The sequence below is a fragment of the Psychrobacter proteolyticus genome (assembly GCF_039762275.1).
Taxonomy (GTDB): Bacteria; Pseudomonadota; Gammaproteobacteria; order Pseudomonadales; family Moraxellaceae; genus Psychrobacter; species Psychrobacter proteolyticus_C.
This window is the reverse complement of the sequence record NZ_JBDLOB010000004.1, coordinates 180,104-193,146: the sequence shown is the minus strand read 5'-3', so window position 1 is coordinate 193,146 and position 13,043 is coordinate 180,104. Positions and strand designations below refer to the sequence as shown.

General features: G+C 41.6%; 6 protein-coding genes, 1 tRNA gene and 1 pseudogene. 1 reads left to right on the top strand and 7 read right to left on the bottom strand.

The window, feature by feature from the left end; genetic code table 11:
* Positions 1-74 precede the first annotated feature (74 nt).
* The gene (locus tag ABFV72_RS08585; RefSeq protein WP_347163176.1) at positions 75-3,329 is read left to right on the top strand and encodes a site-specific integrase; all 3,255 of its coding nucleotides are present in this window, start codon (positions 75-77) and stop codon (positions 3,327-3,329) included.
* A gap of 122 nt (positions 3,330-3,451) precedes the next feature.
* Here the strand turns inward: ABFV72_RS08585 and ABFV72_RS08580 are convergent.
* The 7 genes and pseudogenes from ABFV72_RS08580 to ABFV72_RS08550 all read right to left on the bottom strand — a co-directional run bounded on the left by ABFV72_RS08580 (position 3,452) and on the right by ABFV72_RS08550 (position 12,977).
* Positions 3,452-4,411 (bottom strand): annotated as a pseudogene (locus tag ABFV72_RS08580) (tyrosine-type recombinase/integrase).
* A gap of 417 nt (positions 4,412-4,828) precedes the next feature.
* Positions 4,829-4,905, bottom strand: a tRNA-Ile gene (locus ABFV72_RS08575).
* Positions 4,906-5,001: 96 nt separating this feature from the next.
* Positions 5,002-5,814, bottom strand: coding sequence for a pteridine reductase (locus tag ABFV72_RS08570; RefSeq protein WP_347163175.1), 813 nt, complete (start codon positions 5,812-5,814; stop codon positions 5,002-5,004).
* A gap of 37 nt (positions 5,815-5,851) precedes the next feature.
* The gene (locus ABFV72_RS08565; protein ID WP_347163174.1) at positions 5,852-7,033 is read right to left on the bottom strand and encodes a tRNA nucleotidyltransferase; all 1,182 of its coding nucleotides are present in this window, start codon (positions 7,031-7,033) and stop codon (positions 5,852-5,854) included.
* Between the two features lie 278 nt (positions 7,034-7,311).
* Positions 7,312-9,630 (bottom strand): NADP-dependent malic enzyme, encoded by a 2,319-nt coding sequence (locus tag ABFV72_RS08560; protein ID WP_160021186.1) that lies wholly within the window; start codon positions 9,628-9,630, stop codon positions 7,312-7,314.
* A 366-nt stretch (positions 9,631-9,996) separates the two neighbouring features.
* Entirely contained in the window at positions 9,997-11,463 is a 1,467-nt protein-coding gene (locus ABFV72_RS08555) for a protein adenylyltransferase SelO (RefSeq protein ID WP_347163173.1), read from the bottom strand.
* 335 nt (positions 11,464-11,798) lie between these two features.
* Entirely contained in the window at positions 11,799-12,977 is a 1,179-nt protein-coding gene (locus tag ABFV72_RS08550; RefSeq protein WP_191115423.1) for an acyl-CoA desaturase, read from the bottom strand.
* Positions 12,978-13,043 lie beyond the last annotated feature (66 nt).

The window sequence follows — 13,043 nt, the reverse complement described above, 5'->3', positions numbered from 1 at the left end:
ACTAAAAGAATTATCCTTCGACTTAGATAAAGTTGCAGTTGAGCTTAACCTACGACAAGTTGAGGTAAATATATATGGATAATGCCGTTGCCCATCAGTTAAGAGAAGAAAATAAAAGCAAGAGTCATGAAAGTATCAAAAATGAGGCGAAAGCTTTGATAGCTTCGTATATTGATGATAATCAGATACCCATAGGAAAAGACCTAACTGAATACTATCAAACCATTGGTAGCATACTTGAAATGCATTTTGATACGGCACATAGCTATTATTTAGCCAGACAAGGGTTTTTAGAATACATACGGAGTTACAACAAAGCTCATGAACTGAGTATGGATGAACCAGTTGTGCCAGTCATAGCAGAGCGTGATCATTTAACAATATCCTATGATTGGATGGTAAGTGGTACTCAAGTAAGCCTTGCTAGCCAGCAAATGATTGAGATATGGCAACGGAAAAGAAGGTTCTCAAACAATGATTTGATTGAGTCAGTGCTCTACTGTAGCGTGATGTATGGGGGATTGAATGACATAGATGTGTTAAAAGCTCTGTATCAATGGCTACTAGACGAACGTGAGATATATCAATTGCAGATACCAGCAACTGATGAGTTGCCAGGTTCATGTGCCAGTAGCGAGAGTTTGGCGCTAATCTTGCTCAGTATTGATGATGACAATTACGGTTGTTCTTATACGCAAAGTCATACCTCAGAGGATGTATCTGCTACAAGCTTACATCGCTATGTAGAGTACATACCTGATGATATGACACTTTGCTTTTTATACGCGCTAAAAGATAAAAAGTTAAAAAAAGAAGATGTGAAGTCGTTTGAAACCATTATCAGTGATATTTGTAAGAAGCTAAAACTACAAAATAAAGATAAAAGTAAACCGCATTTATCACAGTTAATAAAATACGCTGACTATCATTGGCGGCAGATGAAGGGAGGCGATATAGACACTGCACTGGCTATTGTTAGACAGGGCAAGATTAAAACGACGGGCTTAACCACAAATAAGCTTATTAATTATAATCAAGAGGTGATTAACTCAAATCTACAGCCGCTCACTTGGGAAGAGTCATTTGTAGCAAGCTTTTCAGAATCTGACGAAAAAGGTACCAATAGTAGGGAGTATCCAATTTTTAGTAAGAATCTCATTAAAGAGGTTCAAGATGCCCTTAAAGGCAGTAAAGCATCCGCTATTATACAAGTAGAGCTGTTACAGCAGGAGTTAACCCAACCCAACGCCATGCGTCTTTTAGGATGGGTAAAGAGTTTATTGAATGATAGCAATAACAGGTTAGATACCATCAGTAAATATCTGGGATGTATTGGTCGGGATTGGCTGATGCTAACGATGGATGAAAATCTTGATGAATGGTCTAATGAGGACTTTGAAGCTGTATATGAGGAAATCATTCAAAGTAAGATTAAGGATGGAAGAAAGCAATCTATTTTGCACAAGGATACAGGCTTTAATGAAGACAAATTAGGTAAGGATGACAATTTAGATATCTATGCAAACGATGTATCAAGTCAAAGTATTATTGACAGCTCAACTATTGAGATTGTAGAGAAAAACAAAGTTTCAAGTTTATATAAACTTAAAGATACTCAGAAGTTTACTTACGGTCGGTTGAAAGCGTTTCATGATTATCAAAAAGAGTTTTGTGATGCCCCATATGTATATTTTCCATGGGGTAATAAACGTCAGGTTGTGAAAGCGAACATGATATCACTTCGAATATATCATACGATGAAAGAGTATTTGGTCACCTCAGATTTAGACGATGAGCAGAAAAACCTGTGCTTAGTAGTTTTGAGTCTTGCGTACCGGACAGGAATGCGAATCAAAGAACTTATCGGTGTTAAAGTTCGTGATATAGCTGACATCTATATTGATGAGCATGGACAACGAATAGAGCAGCCACAAATATGGTTAAGACCAAATCGCTATCGGAGATTGAAAAGTAGCAGCGCAAGCCGCCTTATACCGATTAACTGCCTACTTATGAAAGATGAGCTAGAACAATTTACTCAGTTATATCGTCAGCAGAAAAGATTGAAGCGTCGTTACTTATTTTCTCAAGGTTCAGGCGATCAGCCATTACCCAGTGTGGTTTTTAGTAATCTAATGAAGTTAATTTGGGATAGATTGCTAGGAGAGCACGACTTCACATTTCACAGCTTTAGGCATACTGCGATTAGTCAGCTGGCGTTAGTACTAAGTAAGTCGCCTTTGGCACAGGTGATGACTGATTATGATAATGAGCAGTGTGAAAAAGTCATAAAAGGTATCCTGGGCTATCATAAAAAGCAGGGCGCTTGGTTTGGGCTGGCTAGCCTTTCAGGACATTTAACGTGCGACACAACCTTCGAGTATTATATTCATACTGCTCATTTGCTGGCAGGGGAACAGCTCAGTAACGCTTGCTTAGAGCTACCTATAACCGTTTTAGACTTAATAACAGGACTAGATTATTCTGCTATATATAGAAAAGATAAAACTGCTTATGATGCAACGACGAAGACAGTGCATCTAAATAAGATAAGACCATATTTACTTAAAAAAATAGCTATTAATAAAACACCATTATTTAAGAACGTAGATGAACCTGATAACAATGCTAGTCACCAACTGTTAAAAGGTAATTTGGATGAACTTGAAGAATCGAATACGAGTTCAATTTTCATTCATCCTAAATATGCGGACGTTATAGGTTTTTTAGAGGAGCTGCAGAGGTTAAATATAAATTCTCGAGATAAACTGTTATCTGAAGTTGCTATTAGACATGGTATAAGTCTAAATGAATCTAAATGTTTATATCTGCGCGCTAGTGAGCTGTTCGACGATGATAGGCTATTACTAGGCAGGCCTAAAGGTAGTAAAAACCAGGAGGTAATGATTAGAGCACTGGATAGAGCTTATCAAATGTCTATAAACAATCCTGAGCAATTGCAAAGGTTCGTTGAGATATTTGAAGATAAAAATAACTTTAGAATATCAACAATTCAATTTGGCATAAGGCCTAATCAGTTAGAGAGCCTGAAGGATTTCATGGCGGTAGGCTGTCAGCTTATTGATTCGTCCCAATGGCAGATTAGAGCATCGAATAAACAAGCCGTTATTGATCTAAAAAAGAAACTTAAAATTGATAAGCGAGTAAGAATAGGGTCTCGTCAGAATTTCCACGGGTATGATGTACGGGTTATAGAAAAGAAGCGCAAAAGATCTGATAAAAACATGGCTAAGACAGATCTATATGATGCTTCATCAGGTGTATTGAGATATATAGGTTATTTGGCGATAATATTAGTGAGACTTTAAAGGCTGTGGAATATATTTGTTCTATGTATAAATCTAATGATGGTTTTATCACTGTTCTATATAAGCTCTTCTATAAATTCACTTTGTGTCATGCCAGCATGCTGACAATAGAAAGACTCTATTCAATTTGAAGCGTCTCTTAGTTGCCGCTGTGACACTTGGATATACTGTAGGGTAACATCATCGCTTGATTTAGCTTCACGATGATTGAGCAAGCGTTTAAGGACTGGATAGCTGATGCTTGAGTTATTAGCTACCGTTCCAAAAGTGCGGCGCAAATCATGTGGTGTAATATATAAGTTTGTTTGATTACTTATGGCCTTATAACTACGGCTTAAATCTTTTATATGGTCATCGCTGTCTTTCAAGTGACTTGGGAATACCTATTGCTTGCCTGAACTCAACCTCCACCTTTCCTTAAGTATAGCCTGTAGAATATTACTAGTAGGCATATGATAATTAGAGCCATTTTTTGTGGCTTTGAATACTATCCTGCCAGCTTTAAGGTCGACGTCAGACCACTTTAAGGGCTGCGCTTCATTTAAACGCACACCAGTGAACATAAAAAGTAGCATGATATCTCGTGCATTATTGCTATGGGGCGCTTGCATGTGTGAGCTTCTATCAACATAATTCAAAAGTGTTTTGAGGTACATACCTAAATATTCTTCTTCAACATGTTTAGTACGCGGCTTAACTATATTCCAATCTTTCTTGGCGTTAAGTATGCGTACTGGTTGCTCTTTAATTAAAAAGTCTTCGTTATCATCTAAAAAGCTATCACGGCAATAATTCCAAACTGACCTTAGAGCTCTCATAGTTGCGTTAGCCTGAGCTTTACTATGCTTGCTTATCTCTTTATGTTTATCACTTATCATTGACTTAGATATATCGTTTAAGGATACATCTAGCCAGTCTTTCAGATTCTGTAGTATTTGACGATCATAATCAGTAATAGTACTTTCAGCTAATTCAGTCTTTACTGATTTAAAGTAGGTATAGGCATCTCTTAGTGTTGGTACATTATTAGTCTTATCTTTATGCTCTTCCAAGTTTTCATGAAGCCCGTCATAAACATGCATACCTTTTTTTATATTTACCATCATTATGCTGGCTTTTTCACGTGCTTCGGTTAGTGTAATCAAGTGTGTTTCTTCTACTTCATCTCGATATAGCTTTCCATTTATGCGCTTATGTAATATATAGCGTTTAGACTGCTTACCTACACGTAGTGCAAATCCAGTCAATACATCATCCATATAGATATCAGTACCTTTAGTGGTATAGTCTATTGAATCAATAAATTTTTTGGTAAGTTTAACCTTCATATATCACCCATGTAGCAGCAAATAACCATAGTGTTAGTAGTTATCATACTTTAATTACTGCACGGGTCAAAGTATCAAGATAGTATCAAAAAACTAATTACATCAACGCTTTCACATAGATTTTAGACAATAAAAAACCCTTACAAGTCAATGACTGTAAGGGTTTGAATTTGGTGGGCCCAGTAGGACTTGAACCTACGACCAAAGGATTATGAGTCCTCTGCTCTAACCAACTGAGCTATGGGCCCTAACGTTAGACGCACAATGATACCTGATTTTTCTAATTTTTCAAGTAAAAGATAGGCAGTAATCAAGATATTTTTTTATTGAGCCATATTTTTGTATTACAGGTGACCACCAGCTATGGTTAGACTACGGCCACCATCCACAGTGATAATTGCTCCTGTGACATAATTTGCCTGCACAAGATACAGCACGCTATGAGCAATCTCATCAGGTTGGCCTATTCGCCGCATAGGGATAGCATCGATGATACTTTTCTGTTGCTCGTTATCAATAGCTTGGTCGCTAGTAGGGTCAGGCAAAATGTTGACTCCAGGAGCAACCCCATTGACCCGTACTTCTGGTGCCATCTCTAGCGCTAGCGACTGTACCATCATTCGATGTGCAGCCTTTGCCATATTATAAACAGTATAGTTGTTAAACGGTCTATCATGCGCGTGTATGTCCAACAAACTGACAATACAGCCTTGCTGCTGCTTTAGATAAGGTAATAGGGCTTGGCTTAGTAATAAAGGGGCCTTGGCATTGGTCAAAAGCAACTCATCCCACTGTGCATGATTGATACTACCGAGTGGGCTAGGATAAAACCGTGAGGCATTATGCACCAGTACATCAAGCTGTCCAAACGCCTCTATAATACTTCCAACAAAGCTGTCTAAAGCCGCTCCATCGTTGACTATCATTAAATCAGCAACGATAACTTTTGCACTATTAGCACGGATGTCGTTCAGATGGTCACCCAAGTCATTAGCGTCTTGTTCACTACGATGACAATGAATAATGACGCGATAACCTTGCCTATGAGCCGCTTTAACAATAGCCGCCCCAATGCGCCTAGCACTACCTGTGACAAGCATCACTGGCGCTTGGTTATTTATATTTTCTGCTTGGTAGGCATGAAGTTCTTGGTCCATAGCAATACTACTTTTTTCTCTAGTGCACGTGTCTATATCATTGTTGCGCTTGCAAGTGTTCAATCCTGCTTTGGCGTAAGGCTGTACCAATAGCAGGGCCTTTAAGGTCTGGCGCAATGTCAGTCATGCTGACAGCGTGAAAGCTATTTAGTGCTAGCATCATTTGGCGATGCTGTGTTGCCAGCTGTAACACATGACTGCACACTAGCAGTTGAGAGAGCTTATCAGGCTCCTTATGCGCACCGCAGGCTTGGATTAGATCGATTTTTTCAGCCGCATTTAGACTGTTTATTGTGCTTAGTTTTTCAGCTTGCTGAGCGAATAAAGTTGCGAACTGAGTATGTGCTTTTGGGACTTTGGCTTTATTACCGATAGCGTTAATATTTTTTATAGCGGTTGATACGTTAGACGTAGACTCAGAGTTTTCGCTATTAAATAATGATGAGGTCAAGCTAGTCATTAGCAGTGCCCAGCGCTGTGATAAATTCAAATGCATCTGTCCTGCAAAGTATAATGCAGTCTGCACTGTTTCTCTTATTTGGACATTGTCCCAAGCATGATGCAAAGGCGTGAAATACTCTGTGAGTGCACCAATTTCAAACAGTTTTTTCCAATAGACTTGCGGTGATAGCTGCATAGTCGCACGGCTTGACTCTTGCCAGATGCGCTCGGCGCTCAAGTGAGCTAGCTCTCCTGTATCGACCAATTGACGCATCAGCGTTAAAGTGTCATCCGCGATGGTAAATCCCAAATCGTAGTAACGACTATAGAAACGTACTGTTCGAAGTACACGTAATGGGTCTTCATTAAAAGCATTAGACACATGACGCAATGTCTTACTTTTTAAGTCTTGTAGGCCGCCATAGTAGTCAATGACTTGTCCGTCAATAGAGGTGTCATCAGTTAAGCTGGTAACTTCGATTGCCATCGCGTTGATGGTTAAATCACGACGGCGCAAATCATCCTCTAGACTAACATCAGGGCTGGCATGTACGCTAAAACCTTTGTAGCCTGAGCCTTGCTTGCGCTCTGTGCGTGCCAATGCATACTCTTCATGACTGGTCGGATGCAAAAACACAGGAAAGTCAGCGCCCACTTGTTGAAACCCTGCATCAATCATTTCTGCCACAGTAGCGCCAACGACGACGAAGTCCTTGTCCTTGATAGGACGCTTGAGCAGTCGATCGCGTACAGCACCGCCTACGAGGTAAATTTGCATAGAAGCCTCTTATTATTATTGAGTTTTATATCGCTAGCTCAATTTTTATAAATCAAAAAAACAGCCAATGCTTTATAAGTTGCATTGACTGGTTTTAGTATAGCAGAAGGGCTCTGTCAATGGATGACAGAGCCCTTCTTAATATAGTCAATCCTCTATAAATTGGGTAGGGTGTCAGCCTCGCTCAGTCTACTATTTGTAGTACTTTCACTCGGCTTCCTTGTATCCAAATTATCTTGAACCGACTACAGTGCATTCATACTGGGTACGATATATGACTATTTTTCGTTTTCTAGGTCTTGCGCTTCAGTAACGGTCAATGCAGTCATGTTGACGATACCACGTGCTGTCGCTGATGGCGTCAAAATGTGTACCGGCTTGTTAGTACCTAATAGGATAGGGCCAATAGAAGCACTGCCGGTCGCTGTCTTAAGTAGGTTGAAAGCGATGTTTGATGCATCAAGGGTTGGCAAGATAAGCAAGTTCGCTGCACCTTTTAACGGGCTTGATGGCATATCGTTTAGACGAATATTTTCGTTAAGCGCGGCGTCACCTTGCATTTCGCCTTCAAATTCAAAGTCGACGTTCATATTCGTCAATAGCTCATGAACCTTACGCATTTTGACAGCGCTGGCACGATCTGAAGCACCAAAGTTAGAATGAGATACTAGCGCAACGCGTGGCGTGATACCAAAGCGACGTAATTGATCTGTTGCCAAGACAGTCATTTCAGCCAATTGCTCAGCTGTTGGGTCTTCATGGACATAAGTATCAGCGATAAAGATATTACGATCTTGCATGAGTACGGCATTCATCGCATAGAAGTCGTTCATACCTTGTTTTTTGCCAATGACGCTTTCAACGTATTTTAGATGCAATTGGTAATGGCCAAAGGTACCACATACCATGCCATCTGCCGCACCATTTTCAACCAGCAAAGAACCAATCAAAGTCGTCTTACGGCGAACATCACGACGAGCAAGCTCAATGCTTACACCGCGGCGTTTGTTCTTCTCGTAGTAGCCCTGCCAGTAGTCTTTGTAGCGAGGATCGTCGTCAACGTTGACGATGGTAATGTTCTCACCAGCTTTTAGACGTAGGCCTAGCTTTTTAATATTTGCTTCGATAACTGAAGGACGACCAACTAAGATAGGTTGTGCTAGCTTCTCATCAACGACCACTTGTACAGCAAGCAAGATGTTGTTGTCTTCACCTTCACAGTACACAATACGTTTTGGATCGGCTTTAGCACGAGCAAAGATTGGCTTCATCACAAACGCTGAGTTATAAACAAACTCAGACAGACGCTGACGATAGGCTTGCATGTCATCGATCGGTAGCGTGGCAACGCCCGAATCCATCGCTGCTTTGGCAACAGCAGATGCGATCTCAATGATTAGATTTGGCTCTAGAGGGCCTGGGATTAAGTAGTCACGACCAAAGCTCTGCATCTTTTCGATGTTTCTAGCGCTGGTAGTTGGAGTGGCTTCGACGTGTGCCATCGCAGCGATTGCTTTTACGCAAGCGACTTTCATCTCTTCGTTAACAGTGGTTGCACCAACATCCAATGCGCCGCGGAAGATATATGGGAAGCATAGCGCGTTGTTTACTTGGTTTGGATAGTCTGAACGACCAGTTGCCATGATGACGTCTGGACGTACCGCATGTGCCAATTCTGGCATGATTTCAGGTGTTGGATTGGCAAGTGCAAAGACGATAGGGTCTTTTGCCATACGGCGAACCATATCTTCTGATAGTGTACCTGGCATTGATAGGCCTAGGAACATATCGACATCGTCCATGACTTCTTCGATAGAAGTAGCTGTAATATCACGAGCATAACGCTGTTTGGTTTCGTCAAGGTTTTCACGGCTAGTACTGATGATACCGCGTGAGTCTGAAACAATAATGTTGTTCTTATTAACGCCAAGCGCGCAAATGATATCTAGGCAAGAAATGGCTGCTGCGCCTGCACCTGAACAAACAATTTTAATCTCTTCGATTTTTTTGCCAGTAATCAACAAAGCATTTAGCATGGCTGCGGCAACGATGATTGACGTACCATGTTGGTCATCATGGAACACAGGAATGTTCATGCGCTCACGTAGTACGCGTTCAATTTTGAAACATTCTGGTGCTTTGATGTCTTCTAGGTTGATACCACCAAAAGTAGGCTCAAGCGAGGCAACCGCTTCGATGAACTTATCTGGATCATTTTGAGCAATTTCAATATCAAAAACGTCGATACCCGCGAACTTCTTAAATAGAACGCCTTTACCTTCCATAACTGGCTTCGACGCCAATGGACCGATATTACCCAGACCCAATACAGCAGTACCGTTAGTGATAACACCAACTAGGTTGTTACGTGCCGTGTATTTAGACGCAAGTTTTGGATCTCTTTGGATCTCAAGACAAGGTACAGCAACGCCTGGAGAGTAGGCGAGTGCTAAATCACGTTGGTTGGCTAGCTGCTTAGTAGGGGTTACCGAAATTTTACCTGGGCGTGGAAACTCATGGTAATGTAAGGCAGCTTGTTCAAACTGCTCTTTTTCTGTACTGAGGTTATCCGTATTCGAAGTGGTATCGTCATTCATAATAATTGCCATGGTTGGAATAAATTGGAATAAATTAAATGGTGATAAAAAACAACGTCTAACCCTCCAAAAATCATTGAATGATAATAATTGAAAGGTATAAAAACGTTAAACGACTCACGACCATCAGAATCATGGTCGACGATCAAAGATCAGGTCAAAAAAGCAAACTAGCTAAAATATTCATTCTAGCATTATTGCCAATTCACTGCCTAGTCAACAACAGTGAATTGTGCGAATAATATAATAAAATGATATTCATTATTTATCTTGTTGATAATGCCAAAAAACGCGGTTAGATATCAACCTTAATTTCATAATGTTTCAAAATATTACAGAATTGAAAGGTGTTAAGATGGGCAACTACTAAGATGAGCAACTAATAGGCATCTGCGGTGTATCCGGCGCAGGCGCACTGCTATCTAAATCATTAGCGATATCTTGCACACTGTAAGGATTGGCTAGTAAACGGAATACCCGATCAACCTCTTCAAACTGACCTTGTTCTGCGGCAGTAATCGCACGCTGCGCCATGCTATTACGAAGGACATAGACAGGATTGTTGGTCTGCATGGCGTTAACTGCCTGCTCAAGTGGCAGCTGCTCGATCTGTGCCAGATAACGTGCTGACCAGTCTTGCCATACTTGCTGCGCATCACTGCTTAATTCAGTGGTCATGGTAGCCAGTAGCTTTTGCTCATAAGGATGATCTGCTGGTGCGACCAGACCGAGTAGGGCGCGGAAGCTATTGGTGTAGTCGAGCAAATTGTCTTCTAATAGTGTCAACCATTCAAAAGCCAAGCTGAGGCTTTCTCTTTGATGCGGTAGGCCAAGCTTGCGGCACAGACCTTGCTGATAGTGCTGCATAAAGGTTGCTTCGTAAGGCGCTAAACACTCAGCAAGAGTCTCACGAGTGACGCCTTCTAAACGCATAAAATGTGGTAGCCAAACGTTTAGGTTCCAATGCCCGATAGCAGGCTGATTCTGATAAGCGTATCGACCCGTATGGTCTGAGTGATTATTAATCCATGCAGGATTGAAGCGCTCCATAAAGCCAAACGGCCCGAAGTCCAAAGTACTGCCTGTGATAGATAAGTTATCTGTGTTCATCACACCATGAGCAAAGCCAATCAATTGCCAATCAGCAATCATACGAGCCGTACGCTCAACCACTGCGGTCAAAAACGCCAATACAGGCGCTTCGCTATCGCGGCACTCTGGATAGTAAGTGTCAATCATATAATCAGTGAACTCGCCCAGTACATCAGGGGCAAAGCTGGCAATCCATTCGACATGACCGAGACGAATATGACTGTCTGCCACACGCATCAACGCTGCACCTGCTTCGATACGCTCACGGCGCACTCTCGTATCAGATACCACAAACCCCAACGCGTTAGACGAGGGGATGTCAAGCTGGGTCAATGCATGACCGCACAGGTACTCGCGAATAGTACTACGTAAGACTGCGCGTCCATCACCCATGCGTGAGTAGGGCGTCAAACCAGCACCTTTAAGATGCAAGTCTTGTGGCTGCCCATTATTATCGAGTACCTGCGCCATCAGTAAACCGCGCCCATCACCCAATTGCCCAGCCCACTGTCCAAACTGGTGACCAGCATAGGCCATCGATAATGGTTTGAAATCAGCTGGCACGTATTGACCGCCCAATATCTCAACCCAATTGGTCATCAGGTCCTCGTCGTTTGCCCAGCCTAACTGCTGAGCAACTTGAGTATTGAAGTGACCGGCACGAGGATTGTCTAGTGGCGTCGGTGGCTGCTCATGATAAAGGCGCGTGTCTAGGTTGACGTAAGTGTTTTGATAACGCATACAGGCCGTTTCCATTAAAATATAAAAGTGAGAATGTCACTATAGCATAGCTCTCATATGGCATCGTTGCACTCTGTCCGTCTCTTGTAATATCTGACCAAAAAGTAAATTTTTCGGTCTTTAATTAACTGAATGTGATGAACGAGATTGTTATTGTTTTTGGATTAGAGAAAGCAATAGTTCAGCCAAGGTATTTAACCATTTATTATGATAATAAGGTCGTTAGAAGTAGCTGGAATGACATAAGCGATAAATTATAAGCAAAAAAATCCCCCTATCTAGGACGGATAGGGGGATGGAGAAGCTTCAAAATTATAAAATAAATCAGAGGCTAATTAAGCCGCTTTTTCGTTCGCACCGATAGAGCGGAAGGCGGTTTTTAGATTGCTGTTATGCTCAAGGATTTTTTGTTCGATTTTGGCATAATCATGCTTTAACTTATCATCAACTTCATGCAAACGATCAGCAAACTCTGTTTTCTTAAGCTCGATAGTTTTTGCTTTTAGCGCTTGCCATTCTTCAACAGTCTGCGTAAAGGCATCATATTCAAACTTAATACGGTCTTGGAAGCTCTTCATCGCATGAGGAAGATCAATTCCGCTTACTGCTGCTGTATCGATTTGTTGCTGAGCTTTCTTAAACTGCATTTGCACTTCTGCATGCTTGATAGTCGTATCATCAACAGTACGCAGCTCAGAAGTCAAACCAAGTTTTGATAAACCAGCAATTAACCATTTGGTTGGGTCATATTGCCACCATTTCACGCCATTACGATAGTCGTATTGGAAGAAGTGATGGTAGTTATGGTAACCCTCACCCCACGTAAAGATAGCCAAGAAGAAGTTATCACGAGCACTGTTGGTATCCGTATAAGGACGTGTACCAAACATATGGCAGAACGAGTTGATAAAGAACGTAAAGTGATGCGTCAATACCAAACGTAGTAGGCCTGCAATAACCAATGTACCCCAAACATCACCAAGCAACCAACCGATAGCGGCAACCATACCGACGTTCATGGCAACTACCCATAGACCGTAGTATTTATGCTGAATCTGTAAGACTCTATCTTTAGTCAAATCAGGAATGTTTTTGTAGTCGAACTTGCCGCTAGGGTAGTTACGTAGCATCCAACCAATATGACTGAACCAGAATCCACGCTGTGCTGAATACGGATCATCCAAACGATCATCTACATGACGATGATGAGTACGGTGACCAGAAACCCAGTCAAACGCAGAACCCTGTACCGCTAGGGTAGAACCAAGCAATAAAAAGTTTCTGACAATTGGATGCGCTTTATAAGCACGATGCGCCATCAGACGATGGTAACCTGCCGTGATACTGATACCAGTCCATACCATAAAGGCACCAAATACACCCCAAACAGGCGCGCTCACTTGATGAGTGAACAAATACCATGGCGTAATGATAGCAGCAGCAATCGGTGTTGCTACCAAAATAGTCGCCGGAATCCAGTTAATCGGTGCTTTGGTAAATTCAAACTCGCGCATATCAATGCTTTGCTCTTGCGCAGAAAGATCCGCTTGTTCAGAAGCTTTAGCATAATTGCGTTTGGC